The organism is Sphingomonas sp. PAMC 26617 (assembly GCF_000242835.1).
GTDB lineage: Bacteria > Pseudomonadota > Alphaproteobacteria > Sphingomonadales > Sphingomonadaceae > Sphingomonas.
In genome coordinates this window covers 1874212-1895051 of sequence record NZ_JH594425.1, presented here as the reverse complement: position 1 = coordinate 1895051, position 20840 = coordinate 1874212, and the positions used below count along the sequence as shown (strand labels likewise).

At 65.7% G+C, this 20840-nt stretch carries 23 protein-coding genes; 8 read left to right on the top strand and 15 right to left on the bottom strand.

The window, feature by feature from the left end; genetic code table 11:
- Positions 1-166: 166 nt before the first annotated feature.
- Genes RH91_RS08350 through RH91_RS08335 form a run of 4 tightly spaced genes read left to right on the top strand, consistent with a single transcriptional unit; the run spans position 167 to position 2148 of the window.
- On the top strand, positions 167-583 hold the full coding sequence (locus RH91_RS08350) for a VOC family protein (protein ID WP_010162217.1): 417 nt from the start codon (positions 167-169) through the stop codon (positions 581-583).
- Positions 583-1317 (top strand): hydroxyacylglutathione hydrolase, encoded by a 735-nt coding sequence (gene gloB / locus RH91_RS08345; protein WP_010162216.1) that lies wholly within the window; start codon positions 583-585, stop codon positions 1315-1317. Before RH91_RS08350 ends, gloB begins: the two co-directional genes overlap by 1 nt.
- Positions 1318-1366: 49 nt before the next feature.
- The gene (locus RH91_RS08340) at positions 1367-1774 is read left to right on the top strand and encodes a hypothetical protein (protein WP_232283441.1); all 408 of its coding nucleotides are present in this window, start codon (positions 1367-1369) and stop codon (positions 1772-1774) included.
- Positions 1771-2148 (top strand): hypothetical protein, encoded by a 378-nt coding sequence (locus RH91_RS08335; RefSeq protein WP_010162214.1) that lies wholly within the window; start codon positions 1771-1773, stop codon positions 2146-2148. The genes RH91_RS08340 and RH91_RS08335 overlap by 4 nt, the downstream gene beginning before the upstream one ends.
- A gap of 149 nt (positions 2149-2297) precedes the next feature.
- Here the strand turns inward: RH91_RS08335 and hslU are convergent, their stop codons facing one another.
- Positions 2298-3596 carry an ATP-dependent protease ATPase subunit HslU gene (hslU, locus tag RH91_RS08330; protein ID WP_010162213.1) on the bottom strand — a complete coding sequence of 433 codons (1299 nt, stop codon included), beginning with the start codon at positions 3594-3596 and terminating at the stop codon, positions 2298-2300.
- An 84-nt stretch (positions 3597-3680) separates the two neighbouring features.
- Positions 3681-4232: an ATP-dependent protease subunit HslV gene (hslV, locus tag RH91_RS08325; protein WP_029623709.1), complete on the bottom strand. Its 552-nt coding sequence runs from the start codon at positions 4230-4232 to the stop codon at positions 3681-3683.
- A gap of 101 nt (positions 4233-4333) precedes the next feature.
- Between hslV and RH91_RS08320 the strand changes: the two genes are divergently transcribed.
- Positions 4334-5023, top strand: coding sequence for a TMEM175 family protein (locus tag RH91_RS08320; RefSeq protein WP_010162211.1), 690 nt, complete (start codon positions 4334-4336; stop codon positions 5021-5023).
- Here RH91_RS08320 and RH91_RS08315 read toward each other — a convergent pair.
- Positions 5020-5328 carry a hypothetical protein gene (locus RH91_RS08315; protein ID WP_010162210.1) on the bottom strand — a complete coding sequence of 103 codons (309 nt, stop codon included), beginning with the start codon at positions 5326-5328 and terminating at the stop codon, positions 5020-5022. The two genes, RH91_RS08320 and RH91_RS08315, sit on opposite strands and share 4 nt — an antisense overlap.
- A gap of 179 nt (positions 5329-5507) precedes the next feature.
- A complete protein-coding gene (locus RH91_RS08310; RefSeq protein ID WP_010162209.1) occupies positions 5508-5927 on the bottom strand; it encodes a hypothetical protein in 420 nt (139 codons plus the stop codon).
- Positions 5928-6044: 117 nt separating this feature from the next.
- Between RH91_RS08310 and RH91_RS08305 the strand changes: the two genes are divergently transcribed.
- Positions 6045-7043 (top strand): ligase-associated DNA damage response exonuclease, encoded by a 999-nt coding sequence (locus tag RH91_RS08305; protein WP_029623708.1) that lies wholly within the window; start codon positions 6045-6047, stop codon positions 7041-7043.
- 111 nt (positions 7044-7154) lie between these two features.
- Here RH91_RS08305 and RH91_RS08300 read toward each other — a convergent pair whose 3' ends face one another.
- On the bottom strand, positions 7155-8210 hold the full coding sequence (locus RH91_RS08300; protein WP_010162207.1) for a lactonase family protein: 1056 nt from the start codon (positions 8208-8210) through the stop codon (positions 7155-7157).
- A 181-nt stretch (positions 8211-8391) separates the two neighbouring features.
- On the opposite strand from RH91_RS08300, the gene RH91_RS08295 reads away from it, so the two are divergent.
- Positions 8392-8709, top strand: a complete 318-nt coding sequence (locus RH91_RS08295; protein ID WP_232283440.1) for a hypothetical protein — start codon at positions 8392-8394, stop codon at positions 8707-8709.
- Between the two features lie 111 nt (positions 8710-8820).
- On the opposite strand, the gene RH91_RS08290 is transcribed toward RH91_RS08295, so the two are convergent.
- The 7 genes from RH91_RS08290 to RH91_RS08260 all read right to left on the bottom strand — a co-directional run bounded on the left by RH91_RS08290 (position 8821) and on the right by RH91_RS08260 (position 15319).
- On the bottom strand, positions 8821-9447 hold the full coding sequence (locus RH91_RS08290; RefSeq protein ID WP_037478639.1) for a PEPxxWA-CTERM sorting domain-containing protein: 627 nt from the start codon (positions 9445-9447) through the stop codon (positions 8821-8823).
- 266 nt (positions 9448-9713) lie between these two features.
- Positions 9714-10886: an acyltransferase family protein gene (locus RH91_RS21250; RefSeq protein WP_157136883.1), complete on the bottom strand. Its 1173-nt coding sequence runs from the start codon at positions 10884-10886 to the stop codon at positions 9714-9716.
- 160 nt (positions 10887-11046) lie between these two features.
- Positions 11047-12552 (bottom strand): RNA polymerase factor sigma-54, encoded by a 1506-nt coding sequence (gene rpoN, locus RH91_RS08280; RefSeq protein WP_010162203.1) that lies wholly within the window; start codon positions 12550-12552, stop codon positions 11047-11049.
- 25 nt (positions 12553-12577) lie between these two features.
- On the bottom strand, positions 12578-13300 hold the full coding sequence (gene lptB, locus RH91_RS08275) for an LPS export ABC transporter ATP-binding protein (protein WP_010162201.1): 723 nt from the start codon (positions 13298-13300) through the stop codon (positions 12578-12580).
- A gap of 228 nt (positions 13301-13528) precedes the next feature.
- Positions 13529-14065 (bottom strand): LptA/OstA family protein, encoded by a 537-nt coding sequence (locus RH91_RS08270; protein WP_010162200.1) that lies wholly within the window; start codon positions 14063-14065, stop codon positions 13529-13531.
- A gap of 5 nt (positions 14066-14070) precedes the next feature.
- Positions 14071-14706 carry an LPS export ABC transporter periplasmic protein LptC gene (lptC, locus tag RH91_RS08265; protein ID WP_010162199.1) on the bottom strand — a complete coding sequence of 212 codons (636 nt, stop codon included), beginning with the start codon at positions 14704-14706 and terminating at the stop codon, positions 14071-14073.
- Entirely contained in the window at positions 14699-15319 is a 621-nt protein-coding gene (locus RH91_RS08260; RefSeq protein WP_010162198.1) for a ribonuclease D, read from the bottom strand. The genes lptC and RH91_RS08260 overlap by 8 nt, the downstream gene beginning before the upstream one ends.
- A gap of 395 nt (positions 15320-15714) precedes the next feature.
- On the opposite strand from RH91_RS08260, the gene RH91_RS23460 reads away from it, so the two are divergent.
- A complete protein-coding gene (locus RH91_RS23460) occupies positions 15715-16539 on the top strand; it encodes a cold-shock protein (protein WP_029623705.1) in 825 nt (274 codons plus the stop codon).
- 311 nt (positions 16540-16850) lie between these two features.
- Here the strand turns inward: RH91_RS23460 and pip are convergent, their stop codons facing one another.
- The 3 genes from pip to RH91_RS08240 are packed head-to-tail and all read right to left on the bottom strand — an operon-like array spanning position 16851 to position 20795.
- The gene (gene pip, locus RH91_RS08250) at positions 16851-17804 is read right to left on the bottom strand and encodes a prolyl aminopeptidase (protein ID WP_010162195.1); all 954 of its coding nucleotides are present in this window, start codon (positions 17802-17804) and stop codon (positions 16851-16853) included.
- 51 nt (positions 17805-17855) lie between these two features.
- Positions 17856-19151 carry a metal-dependent hydrolase family protein gene (locus tag RH91_RS08245; protein ID WP_010162194.1) on the bottom strand — a complete coding sequence of 432 codons (1296 nt, stop codon included), beginning with the start codon at positions 19149-19151 and terminating at the stop codon, positions 17856-17858.
- A 54-nt stretch (positions 19152-19205) separates the two neighbouring features.
- The gene (locus RH91_RS08240) at positions 19206-20795 is read right to left on the bottom strand and encodes a cisplatin damage response ATP-dependent DNA ligase (RefSeq protein WP_010162193.1); all 1590 of its coding nucleotides are present in this window, start codon (positions 20793-20795) and stop codon (positions 19206-19208) included.
- Positions 20796-20840 lie beyond the last annotated feature (45 nt).

The window sequence follows — 20840 nt, the reverse complement described above, 5'->3', positions numbered from 1 at the left end:
GACCCTGAAACAAGTTCAGGGTGACGCTGGATACAGGTTTCGCAAAGATTCCGGCTTCGAACGCGCCTTCGCCGGGGAAGCAAACAGAATTGAACCGCTCCCCAGGGTGGCAGACCAACCGCCGCGCCCCTATCTGACGAGGCAACCGCACGGGAGCCCCAGCACGATGAAATACCTCCACACCATGATCCGCGTCACCGATCCGGTCGCGACGATCGACTTCTTCAAGGTCCTCGGGCTCGAGCAAGTCCGCCGGATGGACAACGAAGCAGGCCGTTTCTCGCTGATCTTCCTCGCGGCACCCGGCGATCACGACGCGCAGGTCGAGTTGACCCACAATTGGGATCCCGAACCCTATGAGGGCGGCCGCAATTTCGGCCATCTCGCGTACCGCGTCGATAACGTTTACGAGACCTGCCAGCGGCTGATGGATTCGGGCGTGACGATCAACCGCCCACCGCGCGACGGCAACATGGCGTTCGTCCGCACCCCCGATAACATCTCGATCGAACTGCTCCAGGCGGGCGACCCGCTTCCGAAGGCCGAGCCGTGGGCATCGATGCCGAACACCGGCGTCTGGTGATGGCAACCGATCTGGAGATCGTCCGCGTCGCCGCGCTCAGCGATAATTATGTCTGGCTGATCCACGACCCCGTCTCGGACGAGACGGTCGTCGTTGACCCGAGCGAGGCCGCGCCGGTGATCGCCGCAGCGGCGCAGCGTGGCTGGACGATCTCGCAGATCTGGAACACGCACTGGCACTTCGATCACACCGACGGGAACGCCGAAATCAAGGCGCTGGGCGCCGAGGTCAGCGGTCCAGCGGCGGAAGCCGAGCGGATCCCGACGCTCGATACCGGGCTGCGCGAAGGCGACAGCGTGCGGATCGGCAATCATGTCGCTTCCGTGATCGAAACGCCCGGGCATACCGCGGGGCATATCGTGTTCCACATGGCGGAGGATGCGCTGCTGTTCAGCGGCGACACGCTGTTTGCCATGGGTTGCGGACGGCTGACCGAAGGCAGTCCCGCGGAGATGTTCGGCAACATGCAACGGCTCGCCGCGCTGCCCGATGAGACGATCGTCTATTGCGCGCACGAATACACTGTGTCGAACGGGCGCTATGCGGTGATTGCCGAGCCCGACAATCGCGCGATCGCCGACCGGCTACATGCGGTCGAGGCACAGCGCGCCGCGGGCGAGGCGACCGTCCCGACGACGATCGGCGCGGAACGCGCGACCAACCCGTTCCTCCGCGCGACCTCGGTGGAACAGTTCGCCGATCGACGTGCCGCCAAGGATGCCTTTCGCGGCTGAAGCGTGATAGGATTGCGGTGGGGGAGAGTGTTGGAAGAGGATGACGACGATGGTTCGTTTTGCCGTACCGCTCCTGTTGCTTGTCGCTGGAAGCTCCAGCCTGTTCGCTGATGACGGCGGACGCCGCGCGCGCGACGCCGAAAAGGACCGCACTGAACTTGCCAAGCAGCTTGCCGGCCTGACCCCGGGCAAGCCGCAGCAATGCATGCCGCTCGGCCGGAGCAGTGACTCGGCGCGCGTTGGCGACACGATCCTCTACAAGCTCAACCGGAACGATATTTACCGGACCGATACGAGCGGAGGCTGCTTCGGCCTGCGGCGAGGCGACGCGATCGTCACGCGCAGCTATACCGGGCAGCTGTGTCGCGGTGACATCATCCAGACGGTCGACCTCGTCTCGCGCATGCCGAGCGGCAGTTGCACGTTCGGGGAGTTCGTGCGGTACCGGAAGCAATGATCCGCGTCGCGCTTGCCATGCTCGCAATGGGCGCGACAACGACGTCAGACACACGTGATCTCGACAAGGCGCTCGCGGGCCGCAGTCCGGGCAAGTCGGAAACCTGCCTGTCCTCCAGCCGCCAACTGACACCGCAGGCGGTCAACGATCATGTCCTGCTGTACCGCGACGGTCCGCGGATCTGGCGCAACGATTTGCCCGCGTCCTGCCCGGGGCTCGACGACGATGCCGTGATCGTGACCGAGATCCGGGGCGGGCAATTATGCCGCGACGACAGCTTCTATACGCTCCAGCGCGGCGGGATCGGCATTCCGGGGCCGCGGTGCCGGCTGGGCGTGTTCGTCCCATGGAGCCGGGTCAAAGCGTCGCGATAAGGCCGCTTGCCATTTTTAGGGCAGCCGTCCGTCCGGTTGGATCGAACGGACGGGGGCCAGGTCCCGGGCGGCCATGCGAGCGCCAGGGATCGCTACCCCCTCCCCCGCCACCCGCGCTCACGCCTGAGGTGACGGGATAGGGCATTTCCCTACAGCACGAACCGGCTGAGATCGGTGTTGCGCGCGATCCCGGCGAGGTGCGTCTCGACGTAGGCCGCATCCACAGTGACCGTCTCGCCGCCGCGGTCCTCGGCGTTGAAGCTGATGTCCTCGAGCAGCTTTTCCATCACCGTCTGCAACCGCCGCGCGCCGATGTTCTCGACATCGCCGTTGACCAGCGCCGCCATCTTCGCGATCGCGCGGATCCCGTCGTCGGTGAAGCTGATCGTGACGCCTTCGGTCGCGATCAGCGCGACATATTGCTGAGTGAGCGACGCCTTGGTGTCGCTCAGGATCGCGACGAAGTCATCCTCGGTCAGCGCCTTCAGCTCGACCCGGATCGGCAACCGTCCCTGCAGCTCGGGCAGCAGGTCGGACGGCTTGGCGACGTGGAACGCGCCGCTTGCGATGAACAGGACGTGGTCGGTCTTCATCGGTCCGTATTTCGTCGCGACCGTGGTGCCTTCGATCAGCGGAAGCAGGTCACGCTGGACGCCTTCGCGGCTGACCGAACCGCCGCGCACGTCGCTCACCGCGATCTTGTCGATCTCGTCGAGGAAGACGATCCCGTTCGCCTCGGCATCGGCGAGCGCGGCGCGGCCGACCTCGTCCTGGTCGAGCCGCTTGTCGGCCTCTTCCTCGACCAGCTTGTCCCACGCCTGCGGCACGGTCAGCTTGCGGCGCTTCAACTGCCCGCCGCCGCCGAACGCCTTGCCCATCATCTCGGACAGGTTGATCATCTGCGCGCCGCCGCCGGGCATTTCGAACGGCATGTTGGGCGCTGCCTCGAGCTCGATCTCGATCTCGGTCTCGCGCAGATGCCCGTCGTGCAGACGCTGGCGGAACGCTTCGCGCGTCGCCTCGCTCGCGCCCTTGCCGGTCAGCGCGTCGAGCAGCCGCGCAAGCGCGGCTTCCTCCGCCTTGTCCTTGACCGCGCTGCGGCGCCGCTCCTTCTCAAGCCGCACCGCTTCCTCGACCAGGTCGCGCGCGATCTGCTCGACGTCGCGACCGACATAGCCGACCTCGGTGAACTTGGTTGCCTCGACCTTGATGAACGGCGCGTCGGCAAGCTTGGCCAGACGGCGACTGATCTCGGTCTTGCCGCAGCCGGTCGGCCCGATCATCAGGATGTTCTTCGGCGACACCTCGTCGCGCAGGTCATCGCCCAGCCGCTGCCGGCGCCAGCGATTGCGCAGCGCGACCGCGACCGCGCGCTTGGCATCGGCCTGGCCGATGATATGCGCGTCGAGCGCGCGGACGATGGCCTTGGGGGTAAGGGAGTCGATCATGGGTCTCTCTCAAGCCCCTTCCCTTCGGGGAAGGGGTTGGGGTCTCTCTTAAGCCCCTCCCCTTCAGGGGAGGGGCTTTATGGCTCAGTTCGTTTCGAGGCTTTCGACGGTCAGCCGGTCGTTGGTGTAGACGCAGACCTCCGCCGCGATCGCCATCGCCTTGCGGCAGATCGTCTCGGCATCCGCCTCGTAATGGACCAGCGCACGCGCGGCGGCGAGCGCGTAATTGCCACCCGAGCCGATCGCCGCGACGCCCGCTTCAGGCTCGAGCACATCGCCGTTACCGGTCAGGATCAGCGTCACCTCCTTGTCGGCGACGATCATCATCGCTTCGAGGTTGCGCAGGTATTTGTCGGTCCGCCAGTCCTTCGCCAGCTCGACCGCGGCGCGCAGCAGCTGCCCGTGATGCTGCTCGAGCTTGCGCTCAAGCCGCTCGAACAGCGTGAAGGCATCCGCGGTCGCGCCGGCAAATCCGGCGATGACGGAACCGTCGCCGAGGCGCCGGACCTTCTTCGCATTGGGTTTCATTACCGTCTGGCCTTGCGTCACCTGACCGTCCCCGGCGACGACGACACGACCATTGCGACGCACGGACAGGATCGTGGTGCCGTGCCACACCGTTTCGTTTCCACTCATGGAGCGGGATATGGGGCGCAGGTCCGCACGGTGCAATCGGTCGCTTGCGCGGATTGCCTTCGCTCGTGGATAAGCGACGGGAACAGAGGGGCAAATCGAGAATGAACCAGGCCGGACACCAACCCGACCATCCGCTGGAACGGATGGTCTTCTTTTCCGACGCGGTGTTCGCCATCGCGATCACGCTGCTGATCATCGAGGTCCACCCGCCACATCTGCCCTACGGGTCGCCGTGGCAGGACTATGTCGATGCGCTGGTGCAGCTGTTGCCGAACTTCATCGGCTTCTTCGTCAGCTTCTTCGTGATCGGTGCCTTCTGGGCGGGGCATCATCGCGCCTTCGGACTGGCCGGGCATTATTCCGACGCGTTGATCGGCCCCAATCTGGCGCTGCTGTGCGCGATCGTCTTCCTGCCCTTTTCGACTGCGTTCATGAGCGCCAATGCCGGGATGCTCGTGCCGTCGGTCGTCTATGCCGTGACGCTGATCGTCAGCGGGTTGCTGAGTCTACGCCTGACGCGACTCGCGACGATGACGGGAGTGGTGCGGGAGGACGTTCCGCGAGTCGACATCGCACTGGCACGAAATCGTAGTCTCGGGGTGGTCCTGGGGGCGCTGCTGTCGCTCGCGATCGCGTTTGTCGATGCGCGGTTCAGCCAGGCCGGCCTGCTGACGATCCCGCTGTTCCAGGCAGTGAGCCGAAGGATCGTGCGCCACCGGTTCGAACCTGGGCGCAGCGGGCGCGCCACGGCGACGGTGACCGCCGAAGGTGGCGGCCACCCTCGGGTTTAATTGGCAGCGCTGGTCTGCGTGTTCATCGTGCCGCGATCCGCCACCAGCGACGGGGCCGGACCGGTCGCGGGCCGAAGCGCCTCCCGTTCCGCCGCAGTCATCGGGGCGGACATGTCGGGGCGGAAATCCGCGATCGCACGATCGTCCGCGTTGCGCTTGGGGTCGAGCAGGTCGGTCGGGACATGGCCCTCGTCCGACGTCTTCGACAACAGGGCCGAAATGCGTCCGCGGGAGAGGAACGCCGCAACCCCGGCACCCGCCGCAAGGGCAACCGCGCCGATCGACCAGGCAGTGCTGGCAGTCATTGGCCGGGGCGCGCGCGTCTTGGCGGGGGTCGCCTCGGGCGATGTTTTTGGGAAATGCTTGTGAGTCTTGGGCATGGTTCGCACTCGTGTTGGAAGTCGACCGTCAACGGTTGACCACAGCGAGCGTTCCGGCCCGGACGGTGGCGCGGCGCCCGAAGGGCACCGCGCCGGTCGTCCGATCAGCGGCAGCGGTTGTCGCTGCCGTTCTTGTCGATAGCCTTGCCCGCCAGCGCGCCACCGGCGCCGCCGATCAGCGCGCCCAGAAGGCCCGAGCCGCCCGGGGCGATCGCAGCACCGAGCACGCCGCCAGCGATCCCGCCGACGACCAGACCGGTCGTACCATCGTTGCGACGGCAGTAATAACGGCCGTCACTGCCACGATAGACGCGGTCGTTCTCGGCCAGGCGCCGCTCCTGATAATGGCGGCGATCCTCGCGGTAATAGCGCGACGCGTCATAGCCGTTGTACGACGGATCGGGACGATCGTAGTCATATTGCGCATAGCGGTTGTCGCCATAGCCGCCCGGACGCCCGCCATATTCGTCACAACCAGCGATCAAGGTCGATGCAGCCAATAGGCCGAGAGTGAGTGCGCGCATCCGAAAGCCTCCTGTTCGTTACGCTAGGGTAATGCGCGGATGCGCCATTGGTTGCTTTTCCCGACGAACGGATGATCCGATATGGCGTTCGGGCGGTTGCGGCCCCACATCGTCACAATGGCAAAGCTCGGCGACTGGATCGATCCGCAACCCCATGGCATTCATGTCAAACCCGCCGACGTGTGGGTCGACCCGTCGCAGCCGACGCCGCGTGCGCTGGTGACTCACGGCCATGCCGACCATGCGCGCGGCGGCCACGGTGCGGTGTGGGCCACCCCCGAGACGCTCGCGATCATGGACGCACGCTATGGCGCGCAGGCCGGGCATCCGGTCGCTTATGGCGAGTCCCACGATTTCGGCGACGTCCGCGCGACCTTCGTGCCCGCTGGGCACGTGCTTGGCTCGGCGCAAATCCTGCTTGAATATCGCGGCGAGCGGATCGTCGTATCGGGCGATTACAAGCGCCGCCCCGACCCGACGTGTACGCCGTTCGAGCCCGTGAAATGCGACGTGTTCATCACCGAAGCGACGTTCGGGCTGCCGGTGTTTCGCCACCCCGACACCGGCGACGAGATCGACAAGCTGATCGCCGCGCTCCACGCCAATCCCGATCGGTGCGTGCTGGTCGGGGCCTATGCGCTCGGCAAGGCGCAGCGCGTGATCGCCGAACTGCGCGTGCGCGGCCACGCTGCGCCAATCTATATCCATGGCGCGCTCGAGCGGTTGTGCGCGTTGTACCAGGCGCATGGTGTCGACCTGGGCGAGCTGCGTCCGGCAACCACCGCAGCCAAGGCCGAGATGATGGGCCATGTCGTGATCGCCCCGCCGGGTGCGCTGGCGGATCGCTGGTCGCGTCGCCTGCCCGATCCGATCACCGCGATGGCGTCGGGCTGGATGCGGGTGCGCCAACGTGCGGTCCAGCGCGGGGTCGAGCTGCCCTTGATCCTCAGTGATCACGCCGATTGGGACGAACTGACCAAGACGCTGACCGAGATCGCGCCCAAGGAAGTGTGGGTCACGCACGGGCGCGAGGATGCGCTGGTCCATTGGTGCGCCACGCGCCAGATGAAGGCGCGGGCGCTCGCTCTGGTGGGATATGAGGACGAGGACGACTAGGCCGCCCAAGGCTCCATGCCGGACGTGTTGCAACATCCACCGGGCAGTTGGCACGGACCGGACTTGCGGCGCGGTGGCCCCTGAAACGAGCTTTGGGTGACTCCGGAGATACTAGGTCGGATCCGTCTCGAGCACATACCCCACCCCCGGGATCGGCAATACGACGTCGGTCGGCGTCAGCCGCCCATCCGCCGCGAGGGACAGCACCGTGACGGTCTGTGCGCGCTCGTGCGCCACGACCATCACCCTCGCCGCCTCGAGCAACAGGAAGAAACGCGGCGACGCCCCACCGCTGGCGACATGCTCGAGCAGCGTCGGGCGGCCGTCGCCGTCCAGCGCAAAGACCGCGATACTGTCATGCCCGCGGTTCGAGACGTAAAGCTGGGTGCCCGCCGCGTTGATCGCGAGATGGGCGAGGATCGAATCGCCGTGCCACGCCGCAGGCAGGGTCGATAGCGTCTCCGTCGCCCCGAACGTCCCGTCGTCATGCCGATCCAGCGTCGTCAGCGTATTGGAAAGTTCGCTGGCGAGATACGCGCGATGCGCGAGGCGGGGATGCAGCACCAGGTGCCGCGGCCCCGATCCGGGCGGGGCGGCGAAGGCGACTCGCGGCGTCCCGAGCGTGCCGTCGGCGGCAATGCCGAAGGCGAGCAGGTGATCGGTCCCGAGATCGGTCTGGTACAGACAGCGCCGATCGGGGCTGAACCCGACCCAATGCGCGTGCGGCGCGTCCTGCCGCGCCGCGTTCGGGCCGGATCCCTGATTGGCATGGACTTGGTTCTCCCCGCGGGGCAGCCCGGTATCCGGATCGAGTCGGATCAGCGCGACGCTCCCGCCCGCGTAATTGGCGACCGCGAGCAGGGTTCCCTCCCGATCGAGCGCGATATGGCACGGCGCACCCCCACCGGCCGGGACGACCGCGAGCGTTTCCCAGCCCTGGTCGCCATGCCGATGGACGCCAACCCGCCCGATCGCATCTTCCTCGACGATGTAATGAAGCCGGTGCCGGGGTGAGAACACGCTGAACGAGGCGTTGGAGGCGGCGGGATAGGCCGGGCCAATGCGCCAGGTTCCGGCCGTATCGCGCTCTAGCGTGCAGAGACCACGCCCACCACCGCCGCGATACGTTCCGGCAGCAAGGGAGATCGTGCAAAGCGGTCCGGTCATATCGGCCCCATAGGGGATTGCCCCTCCCCACGCCAATCGGGGGGATCGCTTTGGAAACGGATCCTGATCGCCGCGTGCAGCCGCGCTGGTCGACCGTCCACTGTCTTTTCGCGCACCGCGGTCCGAAACAGCCGCCGAGACGTTTGACCGGTGTGCGCCACAGCTTGAAGGAGCGCGACGAATGCCCCGCAAATCCCGTGTTACCCCGCCGAGCAATCCCTGGCCCGCAATCGGTATCGAGGCGTGGACGCTTGGAATGGAAGCGTCCGCGGTCATCGGCCTGCGGGTCTATCAACACATGATGGCCGGACCAGCGGGCAATGCCGCCAGCCGGGCCGAAGCCCGTCTGATGCTGGAAGAAAAGGTCGCCGCCGCCGCGGAACTGCATCGCACGATGGTGTCGGGAGGGCTTGGCAGCACCCCCGCCACCGCGACCAAGCGAATCATCCGCCACTATGCGAGCACCGTGCGCGCCAACCGCAAACGGCTGACGGGTTGATCCCGACAGATGACACCGCGCCGTGGTCCGGACGGATGTCTCGTGTGACAAACGCAAAGGGCCACCGACCCAGTAAGGTCGGCGGCCCTGCGCGTAAGGTGTCCTTACGGCTTAGGCGTAGGTAACGCGAACCGACTGGTTCTTGCGCGAGCGGACGCCCGCACCGATCATCGCGAACCCTGCGAGCATCATTGCCCAGGTTGCCGTCTCCGGAACGGCAGCCGTAACTGCGGAAACCGTGAAGCTGCCGTTGTAGTCGAGCGGGTCACCGCCCGGCGTTGCGGTATAACCCTGGACGAGGTCCGCCCGGCCGCGATTGTAGAAGAAGTTGGTCAGCGAGTAGGTCGTGCTGCCCTCGGTGAACGCGCTGCCACCCAGAAACGAGTTGGTTGCGACCGTGTAGAGACCACTCAGCGTCTGGCCGCCGTCGAAGCGCAATGAGAGATTGTAAGTCGCGTCCGAGTTGATCGTCTCGCCTGCACGATAGCCTTCGCCAACGAGCAACTGCATCATGCCGCCAGTGGCGGAAACCGGGAGGGCGATCGTACGGCCGGGGTTGACGTACGTCGTCGTGTTGTTCCCCTGCAGGAACAGCGCGTAGTAATTGTTCGCCTCGGTGGTCCAGACAGTGCCCGACGGACCAGTAACGGTTGCACCGACGATGGTTGCTGCCTGTGCGGTACCCGAGAGCGCGGCCACGGATACTGCGGCTGCCAACATAAGCTTAACGTTACGCATACTATCTCCTATCTACCCAGCGGTTGCGGACCTGTTGGTCGAACCTGCCGCGAGAATCCTAGCAATCTGCGTGCCAAGCTTGGATTCACGCCAAATTAACCATTTCCGACAAAACCGGGTGTAAGCCGCGGTGACAGTCGTCGCGGAATGGCCACGGTTCACCGGCGTCGAACACGGGATGACGATATTGCGCGGGTGCGCTGGCCCATTGTTGCGTGCCCAACCAGGCCAGACCAGATGCCCGCTCCTGTAGACGTTGCGGACGATCAGCGGATAGCAAGCCCGGCTTGGCGGGGCTTTGGACGCAGCCGGTTTCGGAGCGGCAGTTCGCAGTAAAGATAAGAAAATCGCGCAAACAAGACGGTGATCGCGAGATACCCGACGAGGAACAGCGGGTTCTCGGCAAGCGAATGGCTGATCCCCTTATAGTCCATGATCGTGAGGGCTGTGATCTGGATTGGAACATGCCACAGGTAGGTGCCGTAGGTGTTGTCGCCGATCCAGCGCAAGCGTTCCAGACGCCGTCCGTAGGGCGATGCCTCCAGCGCACAGACGGCAACGAGCAACCCGGACAGCAGCACCAGACCTCCCATCGTCCGACTCAAGTCACTAAATTGCATGCCGATCGCGCCCACGAGTGTCACGCCCAGGGCGGATAGCGCCAGCGCGACCGGTCTTGTCTGAAACGCGCGATAGATCACGTAGATCGCCGTTCCGGTGAAAAAGAATATCACGCATTCATCGATCAACTTCGGGTCCCCCAACGGCACGAACAGGCGGACTGCAATCCCGCCCATCACGATCGCGAGGGGAAAAACGATCCCGACTTTGAATAGGCGAGAAAGACAGATCCAGAACACGCCATAAACAAGAACCTCCACCGACACTGACCAAATCGGCCCGTTGAAGGACGGCCCCTGCTCGAGGCCCCATGAGGACGCAAAGAACAGATTCAGGACAAAGTGATATGCATCATTGAAGGGATTGATCTGCGCGTGCCCGACCAGACGCATGCTGATGACCTGCAACACCGCGACGACGATCAAGGTAATGACGTGAAGCGGATACAAGCGCGCAAATCGTGCCTGAAAGAACGCGCGTGCCGAAACCGAGCGCCCGACATAGGTCGCGGCAAACACGAAACCCGAAACGAGCCAGAAGAACTGAACCGCCAGACCGCCGTGCCTGTACAATAATCCGAACACCGACGACAGCGGCACATGCTCGCCCGGCACGACGCCCGCCTTTGATATGCCGTGGTAGAAGAAATGCTGATAGTGCCAGAACAACACCGATACCGCACCGAGGCCCCGGGCAATATCGATCGCAAACAGGTGCTGCGTCTCGCGTAACGGCTGCGCAAACAATGCCTTCCAAGACAACCGAGTACCGGTCGGACCAATAAGCGTTCGAACCTTTGCCAATTCGGTACTTGCCATGAAATTGCCCCCGAGCGTTTTCACTGCCTGTTACCTTGGGCACATCGCATATTTCGGGGAGGGAGTCTTCCCCCTGCGCTTTCTTACCGCGCAATGGCCAAAGGTTTCCTTCGAATCGGCAGGACCGCGATCCCGGGGAAATCTGCCCCGGGGTCAGCCCTCAACCAGCCCCAAGCGCGCGCGCACGGCGGCGCTGGACCGAGCTGCCGATGCCGAGCGCCTCGCGATATTTGGCGACGGTGCGGCGCGCGATGTCGAAGCCCTTGGCCTTCAATTGCTCGACCAGCGTATCGTCCGACAGGATCGCATCGCCCTCGCCCGCGATCAGCGCCCGGATCGCGGACTTCACCGCCTGCGCCGACACCGCATCCCCGCCGTCCGACGACTGGATCGCGGAGGTGAAAAAATATTTCAACTCGAACAGCCCGCGCGCGCACGAGAGATATTTGTTGCTCGTCACCCGGCTGACGGTCGATTCGTGCATCTCGATCGCCTCCGCCACCTGGCGCAGCGTCATGGGTTTCAGATGCGCGACGCCGTGGAGGAAGAACGCCTCCTGCTGTTTCACGATCTCGCTTGCGACCTTGATGATCGTGCGCTGCCGCTGGTCGAGCGCCTTGACCAGCCAGTTCGCGCTGGCGAGCATCTCGCCGAGCCACGCCTTGGACGCCTTGTCGCCGCGCGCCGCCGAGAGCTCGACATAATAGGTCCGGTTGACCAGCACGCGCGGCAGCGTCGCGGCGTTGATCTCGATCCCCCAGCCGTCCTTGCGCTGCGCGACATACAGGTCGGGGACGACCGGCTGCGAGGGTTCTCCGCCGAACCGGCAGCCGGGCTTGGGGTCATAGCCGCGGAGTTCGCGGATCATGTCGGCAAGGTCTTCCTCGTCGACATGGCAGATCCGCCGCAACCGACCGAGATCGCCGCGCGCGAGCAGGTCGAGATGCTCGAGCAGCCGCGCCATGCACGGGTCGTAGCGATCCGCCTCGCGTGCCTGGAGCGCGAGACATTCGCCGAGATCGCGCGCGCCGACGCCGGTCGGGTCGAACGTCTGGATGGTCGCAAGCACTGCCTCGACCCGGGAGAGAGAGACGCCAAGCCGGGTCGCGATGTCGAGCAACGGCGCGGTCAGATAGCCGCAGTCATCGATCTGGTCGATCAGGTGCGCCGCGATGAAAAGATCGGCGCCGTCGACCGCGGTCCCCGCCTGCGCGAGCAGATGATCCGCAAGGCTCAGCGTAGTGGTGGCAAAGGCATCGAGGTCGGGGCCGTCCTCGCTCCCCGTGCCGCCGCTGCTCGCGCCGTTGAGCCCGAGCGCACCGTCCATCCCCGCCCCGCCGGGCTGGTCCGCAACGCTGTCGTGGTGGAAGCTCTCGGCGGTGAAATCGACATCGAGCCCAGCCTCACCCGAGTCTCCGCCCTGCATCAACAATTCGTCGGCGGGGGCGGGTTCGTCACGTGGCGCGCTCTCGACCTCGCGCTCTTGCGTCGGGCCGTCGTCGTTCGATTCGCCCGCCTCGAGCAACGGGTTGCGTTCGATCTCCTCGGCGAGGAACCCTTCGATCTCGAGGTTCGACAGCGCAAGCAGGCGAATCGCCTGCTGCAGCTGCGGCGTCATCACCAGCGATTGCGACTGGCGCAGGTCGAGGCGTGGCGCGAGGCTCATCGCTGGCGGACGGCTCCGGTGGACATCACAGCGAGAAGCCTTCGCCCAGGTACAGCCGCCGCACATTGGCATCCGCGACCAGTTCCTCGGGCGAACCGGTAAACAGCACGCGGCCGTCATAGATGATATAGGCGCGGTCGACGATCTCGAGCGTCTCGCGGACGTTGTGATCGGTGATCAGCACGCCGATCCCGCGCTGCTTCAGCTGGATGATCAGGTCGCGAATATCCGCAATCGACAGCGGATCGATGCCGGCGAACGGCTCGTCGAGCAGCATGATCGACGGGTTGGCGGCCAGCGCGCGCGCGATTTCGGCGCGGCGGCGTTCGCCGCCCGACAGCGCCATCGCCGGGGACTCGCGCAACCGCGTCAGCCCGAATTCCTCGAGCAGCGTATCGAGCCGCACCTTGCGCTCGGCCGCGTCGGGCACCGCGAGTTCGAGCACGCTGAGGATGTTCTGCTCGATCGTCATGCCGCGGAAGATCGACGTTTCCTGCGGCAGATACCCGAGGCCCAGGATCGCGCGGCGATACATCGGCAGGCCGGTGATATCCTCGCCATCGAGCATGATCCGGCCCGAATCGGGCTTCACCAGCCCCATCACCGAATAGAAGCAGGTCGTCTTGCCCGCGCCATTGGGGCCGAGTAGCCCGACCACCTCGCCCTTGCCGACTGAGACCGACACATCGGTCAGTACCGGGCGCTTGTCATAGGATTTGGCGATCGACACGACCGACAGGCCGTTCATCACCGGCGCTTCCGCGATCGGCGGCGCGGTGTCGAGCGTCAGGCCCGGGGTTGGCGTCAGCGTATCGGTCATTGCGGGTCCCTGCTCGCATTTCGATCTTACCGAAGCGTTACCGGGCGGCGACTGGCAAGCTTCGTGCATGCGCAATGCATGGCCTGCGCGGTATCTACTGCAATCGATGCAGACTGGAAAGCGCGACGGGGCGGATCGCGCGCAGGCTGCGCCGGATCAGTTGCGCTTGGGGACCGAGAACGTTCCAGACACGCGCCCGTTGCTGCTCGTCGTCGTCCCCGGAGCGCCCGACGAACCGCCGCCGCCGACCGAAGACCCGTCGATGATCGCGCGCCCGGTATCGAGGTTGATCGTCAGCCGCCCGCCGTTGACGGTGTTCCCTGCCTGGATCAGCGTCACCGCGCCGAGCATCGTGATGACGCCCTTCTTGAGATCATAGACCGCAAAGTTGCTCCGCGCGGTCTGGGTCGGCCGGGTCACGACGACGCCGCCCGACGCATCGATCCGCTGCGCCTCGGGCGAGGCACCGGTACTGATCTGCCCGGCGTAGCTCACCGTCATGCGCTGCGCGTTCAACGTCATCTCGGCCTGCTTGACCACCACGTTACCGGTGAACAGTGCGCGATTCGCCTTGTCCTGCAGCTCGATGTGATCGGCGTTGAGGTTGATCGGCGCCTGCGAGTTGCGGCCCTGCGCGAATGCCGGGCTTGCAAGCGCAAACGAAAGGGTCAGCAGGGTCAGGGTACGGCGCATGGAGGCTATCTCGTCCTTACCGGAACGATCCGCAAGCGCGCATTGCCGTCGAGCTTGACGACATGGGTCTCGAGATCGGCGTTCATCTGGTTCGCGCTGAACGTCCCCTGCGGCACCGTGCCGGTCACCGCGCCGCCGCTTTTCAGCGTCTTGCTTTTGAGATCGAGCGTCGCGTCCTGCGTGGTGAGGTGATAGCCGCCGGTGCTGTCGACCTTAAGCGGGCCGTCGATCACCACCTGGTGGGCGTCCATGTCGTAATGCCCGCGATCCGCGACGACATTGGCGGGACCGTCGGTGAGCCCGATCTGCGCGGAAAGCTTGTTGAGCCGCAGGATCGGCTCGGCCGAACTCTTCTGCACCGCCGACCCGGCGTTGACCGCGAACGGTTGCCCCTTGTCGTCCTGCCCGCGATACGTCGCGGACTGGATACGGATCCGTTCGCGCGCGACCTCGACCTTGTTCTTGTCCAGCAGGAAGCTGACGTCGCCCCCGGCATACAGCGGCAGCACGACGACGAACGCCGCCATGATGCCGATCGCGACCGGCAGCGCGACTCGCAGCACCGCGACCGTCCGGTCGTGGCTGCTCCCGGGCGCGGCCCAGCGCCGCCGACTGTCGAGGATCGCGCCGGCGTCAGGCATGCGCGAAGATGTCGGTCTCGGGCCAGCCCGCCAGGTCCAGCTCGGCGCGGGCGGGCAGGAACTCGAAACACGCCTGCGCGAGCGCGGTACGCCCTTCACGTGCGAGTCGCCGGTCGAGCTCCTCGCGCAGCGCATGGAGGAAGCGGACGTCCGAAGCGGCGTAATCCTTTTGCGCGTCGCTCAGCACCGGGCCACCCCAGTCGGACGATTGCTGCGCCTTGGAAATATCTTGCCCGAGCAGTTCGCGGACCAATTCCTTCAGGCCGTGCCGGTCGGTGTAGGTCCGGATCAGCCGCGAAGCGATTTTGGTGCAATAGACCGGGGACGCCTCGACCTGCAGGTAATGGCTGATCGCCGCGAGATCGAACCGCGCGAAGTGGAACAGCTTGGTCCGGTCCGGATCCTCGAGCAGCGCGCGCAGGTTGGGGGCTGCATAATTGCTTTCCGGGCCAAAGCGGACGAGATGTTCGTCCGGTCCGCCGTCCGACAGCTGGACCAGGCAAAGCCGGTCGCGCGGGGTGATGAGACCCATCGTCTCGGTATCGACCGCAATGTCGGCGCCGGGCGCGAACAGGTCGGCGGGAATGTCTTCTTCGTGCAGGGTTACGCTCATCGTCCGGCCCTAGCGGCGAATGGCGCGATGCTCAATGCCTGCAACGCGTCCACCGGATCCGGAAAGCGACAGGATTTTTCAGGGGCCCGCAGGCAATCTCCTGCCAGTTTTCCGGCATTCCGTCGCGCCGAAGGAACGCCCCTACCCCATTCAGGATCAAGGCGAACGTTCAAAAAGACGGCCCTTGCGTCGGGTCGGCTGTGCTGTGCGTGCAACGGTCGCGCAAGATCGGTACGAACTGTGCCCCATTTTGGACGAATTTGTTCGCAGCGCATCGAAAATTAAGCTAACACGAGTCGGTGGCACGATTGGTTTGGTGCACAGGGCCTTGCGTCTTTCGTCCGATGCAATGGTTGTTATAATGAGGTCGGACGAAGCGGGAAGACGAACAGGGCATGAGTTTCGATAAAGGACGCCGCGGCGATCGTGGCGGGCGCGGGCGCGACAAGCGCGACGGTTTCGGCGACAGCGGCGGCTTCGACAGCGGCTTCGGTGGCGGTGGCGGTGACCGTTTCGGCGGTGGCGGCGACCGGTTCGGCGGCGGTGGCGATCGTTTCGGCGGCGGCGGCGGTGGCGGCGGTGATCGCTTCGGCGGTGGCGGCGGCGGCGGTGGTGGCTTCCGCAGCGGCGGTGGCGGCGGCTTCGGCGGTGGTGCCGGCGGCGGCGGCGGTCGCGGGATGCCCCCGCAGGTTGTCGGCGAAGGCACGGGCGTCGTTAAGTTCTTTAACGGCCAGAAGGGTTTCGGCTTCGTCGTTCGCGATGACGGCGGCGAGGACGTGTTCGTTCACATCTCGGCAGTCGAACAGGCTGGCCTGACCGGTCTGGCCGAAGGCCAGCCGCTTGGCTTCACGCTGGTCGATCGCGGTGGCCGTATCTCCGCAACCGATCTCAAGATCGACGGCGAGCCGATGGCCGTCACCGACCGCGGTCCCCCGCGTGAGCGTGATGCAGCGGCTCCTGGTGGTCGTCCCGCTCCCGGTGGCGCGCCGCAGCGCTCGCTGACCGGTGAAAAGGCGACCGGTACGGTCAAGTTCTTCAACGCGATGAAGGGCTTCGGCTTTATCCAGCGCGACGATGGACAGCCCGATGCGTTCGTTCACATCTCGGCTGTCGAGCGTGGCGGCATGACCTCGCTCAACGAGGGTGACCGGCTCGAGTTCGAACTCGAAGTCGACCGTCGTGGCAAGATGGCTGCGGTCAACCTGACGTCGATCGCGTAAGTCTTACGCACCGATACGGGTTATGAAAAAACCCGGCAGGCCTTCCGCCTGCCGGGTTTTTCTTTGCTTGGTGGATGTGTGCCGTGGTTCGATGGTGACGCGCCGCCCCCCGTGGGGGATGAGGCAGAAAAGTGCTGCACCCCATGCGCTTCCCCGGCGAAGGCAGGGCCCAGTAGCGGACCGTCGGAAAGCAAAGGGCACCACTCGGTTACCACGGGCCTCTCTCCTACGCCCCGGCCTTCGCCCGGGAAGCGCCCGTTCCGAACGGCACCCCCTCCTCCGAACGCGCACCGAATGGCGGTATCGGCCCGTTACCCGTTCGCGAACCGATCGGTCGCGCGGATCAACTGGTCGAGGATGCCCGGCTCGCTATAGGCATGCCCCGCCCCCTCGATCAGGTGGAACTCGGCCTCGGGCCACGCCTTGTGCAGCGCATAGGCGTAATGCGCCGGGCACGGCATGTCGTACCGGCCATGGACGATCGTCCCCGGAATCCCCGCTAGCCGCCCGGCGTCGCGCAGCAATTGCCCATCCTCCAGCCAGCAGTCGTGAACGAAGAAATGCGTCTCGATCCGCGCGAAGGCGAGCGCGAAATGTCCGTCGCCGAACGCCGCCGACATCGCCGCGTCGGGGAGCAAGGTGATCGTCTCCCCCTCCCAGATCGTCCACGCCTTTGCCGCGTCGAGCTGGCGGACGGAATCATCGCCGGTGAGCAACCGGTGATAGGCGCGCAGCATGTCGCCGCGGTCCGCCGGCGCGATCGGGGCGAGGAAGCGCTCCCATTTCTCAGGAAACATCTGCGACACGCCGAATTGATAATACCAGCGCATCTCCGCGGGTGTTGCAGTGTAGATCCCACGCAAAATCAACGCGCTGACCCGTTCGGGATGGGTTTGCGCATAGGCCAGCGACAGCGTCGATCCCCACGACCCGCCGAACACCAGCCATTGCTTGACCCCCACCATCTCGCGCAAGCGCTCGATATCGGCGACGAGGTGCCACGTCGTATTCGCCTCGAGCGCCGCATGCGGCGTGGACTTCCCGCACCCGCGCTGGTCGAACAGCAGCACGTCGTAGCGTGCGGGATCGAACAGGCGGCGATGGCTGGGCGAAATGCCGCCGCCCGGGCCGCCGTGGAGGAATATGGCGGGGGTGCCCCCGGGGGTGCCACAGCGTTCGAAATAGACGAGGTGCCCGTCGCCGACGTCGAGCATCCCGTTCGTATAGGGTTCGATTTCAGGGTAAAGTTCGCGGAGGTCGGTCATTGGCCAAGCGTAACGGGTGCGGTTGCCGCTGGCAAACGCCCCCGATGCCCCCTACCGCATCGGCACCACGCGCCCCTCGGTCATCACATAGGCGACATGCGTCACTGCGGCCGGATCGACCAGTGGATCGCCCGTCACTGCGATCAGGTCCGCCGCCTTGCCCGGCTCGAGCGTCCCTGTTTCGCGCGCGAGCCCCAGCAGGTCCGCCCCGCCCTTGGTCGCCGCGATCAAGGCATCGCGCGGGGTCATGCCGCCCTTGCTGACCATGAGTCCGATTTCCTCGCCGTTGCGGCCATGCGGGAAGACCGCCGCGTCGGTGCCGAGCGCGATCGGCACCCCCGCCTTGTACGCGCGGTTGAGCGCCTTGCCCCATACCAGCAGCGTCTGCCGCGCCTTCGCCTCGGTATTGGCGGTGTAGATGCCCTTGCCGAGATACAGTTGTAGCCCGCTGAACGCCATCAGCGTGCCGACATAATAAGTCCCCCGCGTCTTCATCAGCGCGACGTCGGCGTCGTCGGCATAAGTGCCATGCTCGATCGAATCGACCCCGGCACGCACCGCCGCACCGATCCCCTTCGCACCATGCGCATGCGCCGCGACCTTGAGCCCGAGCTGGTGCGCGGTGTCGCAGATCGCCTTCATCTCCTCGTCGGTGAAATGCTGTTCGAGACCGATCTTGCCATCGTCGAGCACCCCGCCGGTCGCGTGGAACTTGATCACGTCGACGCCGTAAGCGGCGATCTTGCGGACCGCCTTCCCGCATTCGAGCGGGCCGGTGCAGACCCAGAATTGCTCGCCCGTCGCCTCGATCGCCGCGCGAAGGTTGGGCGCGAGCCCGACGGTCGAATCGCCATGCCCGCCGATGATCGACAGCGCCGGGCCGGCGACCTGAATCCGCGGCCCCGGGAAGCCACCTTCCTTGATCGCGTCGCGCATCGCGACGCTCGCAAGCGGCGGTCCGCCGAGATCGCGCACGGTGGTGAACCCGGCGCGCGCGGTGACGAGTGCATTGCGCAGGCCGACCGTCGCCGCATAGGGTTCGGAATATTTCGGGGTCAGCCCCTGATACCATGGCTCGCCCGAATTGCTCGTGAGATGCACGTGAACGTCGATCAGCCCCGGCAGCACGGTCTTGTCGCGCAGGTCGACCACGGTCGCCCCCGCAGGCGCGGTTGCCCCGTCCTCGATCCGGACGATCCTGCCGTCGGTGACGATCACGGTCGACGCACCCCGCGCGGGCTTTGCCGCGTCGGTAATCACATGCCCCGCCTGGATCGCGAACGTCTCGGCATTGGCTGCCGTACTTGCCAACAGCGCGGCCATCGCCGCGATCATCGTCTTGCGCATCGTGTTCTCCCCTGGTGCGGGCAGACTATCAGCGCATGGGCGGGTGTCGAGCGGTCACGTGATCAGCCGCTTGAGCCCCTCGAGCGTATCTGCCTCGGCGGCGGGCTTGTCGGTGCGGATCCGCGCGATCCGCGGGAAGCGCATCGCCACCCCCGATTTGTGGCGTTTCGATTCATGGATCGAATCGAACGCGATCTCGAGCACCAGCGTCTTGTCGACTTCCCGCACGGGGCCGAACCGCCCGGTCGTATGGTTGCGGACGAAGCTGTCGAGCTGCTTCAATTCCTCGTCGGTGATCCCGGAATAGGCCTTGCCGACCGGGAGCAGCGTGCCGTCTTCGGTCCAGCAGCCGAAGGTATAGTCGCTGTAGAAGGACGAACGTCGGCCGCTGCCGCGCTGTGCGTACATCATTACGCAATCGGCGGTCAGCGGGTCGCGCTTCCATTTGTACCACAGCCCGGTCTTGCGCCCGCCGAGGTATGGCGAATCGCGCCGCTTGAGCATCACCCCCTCGATCGCGCCGTCGCGTGCGCCGGCGCGGATCGCTTCGAGCGCGGTGAAATCGTCCGCCGCGATCACGGTGCTGAGGTCGAACCGTTCGGGGTCGAGCCGCCCGGCGAACGCTTCCAGCCGCGCGCGCCGCTCGGTCCAGCCGAGCGGACGCAGATCCTCGTCGCCATCGAAGAGAATGTCGTACAGCCGGACGAACGCGGGCGATTCCGCGAGCATCTTGGCGGACACCAGCTTGCGCCCCAACCGCTGCTGCAGCGCGTTGAAGCTCGCCGCCCCGCCCTCTTCGGTCGCGGAACCCTGCGCGTCACCTTTGACCATCAGCTCGCCGTCGACCGCGCCAACGGTCGTGAAGTCGCGCGCCACCTCGGGGAAACTCGCGGTAATGTCGTCGCCGGTGCGGCTGTAGAGCCGGGTCTCGCCTGCGACATGGACGATCTGGACGCGGATCCCATCCCATTTCCATTCCGCCGCATAGTCCGCGAGATCGACCCGCCCGTCCTCGAGCGGATGCGCGAGCATGAACGGACGGAACACCGGCACATCGGCGGCAGTCGGCTGCGCGCCGCGGCCCTCTGCCCAGTCGAACAGCGCGGTGTAAGGCGCGTCGATCCCGTGCCACACTTCCTCGACCGCCTCGACATCGAGGTCGAACGCCTGCGCCAGCGCGGTCTTGGCAAGCCGCGACGACACGCCGATCCGCAGCGCACCGGTCGCCATCTTGAGCAACGCGAAGCGCTCGTCCGAATCGAGCTGGTCGAGCATCTTGCCGAGCACCGCGGGCGTATCCGAACGCGACAGTTTCGCCAGTCGCTCGACCGCGTCCGCCATGCCGAGCGGCGCCTCGACCACCGTCCCCGGCGGGGTGGGCCACAGCAACGCGACCGTTTCGGCGGTATCGCCGACATAGTCGCGGCTCATCCGGAACAGCACCGGATCGACCCGCGCCTCGATCAGCGCGCGGATCACCGCGGGCTTCACGCCGGGCAGGTCAAGTTCCCCGGTCAGCGCCGCCATCGCCCAGCCGCGGTCCGGATCGGGCGTTACGCGCAGATAATCGACGATCAGCCGCAGCTTGGCGTTGCGCGACCGCGTATAGATCAACCGGTCGAGAAGGTCCGCAAAAGCCCGCATCGTGTCACAACATGATCTTCCGCCGGTTGTTCCGCCAGCGGTATC

What these genes read in the sequence shown, in the direction of transcription:
- RH91_RS08335 (WP_010162214.1), top strand. Translation starts at nt 1,771, where the DNA reads ATGATCCGCGTCGCGCTTGCCATGCTCGCAATGGGCGCGACAACGACG.
- RH91_RS08295 (WP_232283440.1), top strand. Translation starts at nt 8,392, where the DNA reads ATGCCCCGCAAATCCCGTGTTACCCCGCCGAGCAATCCCTGGCCCGCA.
- RH91_RS23460 (WP_029623705.1), top strand. Translation starts at nt 15,715, where the DNA reads ATGAGTTTCGATAAAGGACGCCGCGGCGATCGTGGCGGGCGCGGGCGC.
- lptC (WP_010162199.1), bottom strand. Translation starts at nt 14,706, where the DNA reads ATGCCTGACGCCGGCGCGATCCTCGACAGTCGGCGGCGCTGGGCCGCG.
- RH91_RS21250 (WP_157136883.1), bottom strand. Translation starts at nt 10,886, where the DNA reads ATGGCAAGTACCGAATTGGCAAAGGTTCGAACGCTTATTGGTCCGACC.
- RH91_RS08315 (WP_010162210.1), bottom strand. Translation starts at nt 5,328, where the DNA reads ATGACTGCCAGCACTGCCTGGTCGATCGGCGCGGTTGCCCTTGCGGCG.
- hslV (WP_029623709.1), bottom strand. Translation starts at nt 4,232, where the DNA reads ATGAGTGGAAACGAAACGGTGTGGCACGGCACCACGATCCTGTCCGTG.
- RH91_RS08305 (WP_029623708.1), top strand. Translation starts at nt 6,045, where the DNA reads ATGGCAAAGCTCGGCGACTGGATCGATCCGCAACCCCATGGCATTCAT.
- RH91_RS08340 (WP_232283441.1), top strand. Translation starts at nt 1,367, where the DNA reads ATGGTTCGTTTTGCCGTACCGCTCCTGTTGCTTGTCGCTGGAAGCTCC.
- RH91_RS08260 (WP_010162198.1), bottom strand. Translation starts at nt 15,319, where the DNA reads ATGAGCGTAACCCTGCACGAAGAAGACATTCCCGCCGACCTGTTCGCG.
- pip (WP_010162195.1), bottom strand. Translation starts at nt 17,804, where the DNA reads ATGACCGACCTCCGCGAACTTTACCCTGAAATCGAACCCTATACGAAC.
- RH91_RS08350 (WP_010162217.1), top strand. Translation starts at nt 167, where the DNA reads ATGAAATACCTCCACACCATGATCCGCGTCACCGATCCGGTCGCGACG.
- RH91_RS08245 (WP_010162194.1), bottom strand. Translation starts at nt 19,151, where the DNA reads ATGCGCAAGACGATGATCGCGGCGATGGCCGCGCTGTTGGCAAGTACG.
- RH91_RS08270 (WP_010162200.1), bottom strand. Translation starts at nt 14,065, where the DNA reads ATGCGCCGTACCCTGACCCTGCTGACCCTTTCGTTTGCGCTTGCAAGC.
- RH91_RS08310 (WP_010162209.1), bottom strand. Translation starts at nt 5,927, where the DNA reads ATGCGCGCACTCACTCTCGGCCTATTGGCTGCATCGACCTTGATCGCT.
- hslU (WP_010162213.1), bottom strand. Translation starts at nt 3,596, where the DNA reads ATGATCGACTCCCTTACCCCCAAGGCCATCGTCCGCGCGCTCGACGCG.
- RH91_RS08290 (WP_037478639.1), bottom strand. Translation starts at nt 9,447, where the DNA reads ATGCGTAACGTTAAGCTTATGTTGGCAGCCGCAGTATCCGTGGCCGCG.
- gloB (WP_010162216.1), top strand. Translation starts at nt 583, where the DNA reads ATGGCAACCGATCTGGAGATCGTCCGCGTCGCCGCGCTCAGCGATAAT.
- RH91_RS08320 (WP_010162211.1), top strand. Translation starts at nt 4,334, where the DNA reads ATGAACCAGGCCGGACACCAACCCGACCATCCGCTGGAACGGATGGTC.
- lptB (WP_010162201.1), bottom strand. Translation starts at nt 13,300, where the DNA reads ATGAACGGCCTGTCGGTCGTGTCGATCGCCAAATCCTATGACAAGCGC.
- RH91_RS08240 (WP_010162193.1), bottom strand. Translation starts at nt 20,795, where the DNA reads ATGCGGGCTTTTGCGGACCTTCTCGACCGGTTGATCTATACGCGGTCG.
- RH91_RS08300 (WP_010162207.1), bottom strand. Translation starts at nt 8,210, where the DNA reads ATGACCGGACCGCTTTGCACGATCTCCCTTGCTGCCGGAACGTATCGC.
- rpoN (WP_010162203.1), bottom strand. Translation starts at nt 12,552, where the DNA reads ATGAGCCTCGCGCCACGCCTCGACCTGCGCCAGTCGCAATCGCTGGTG.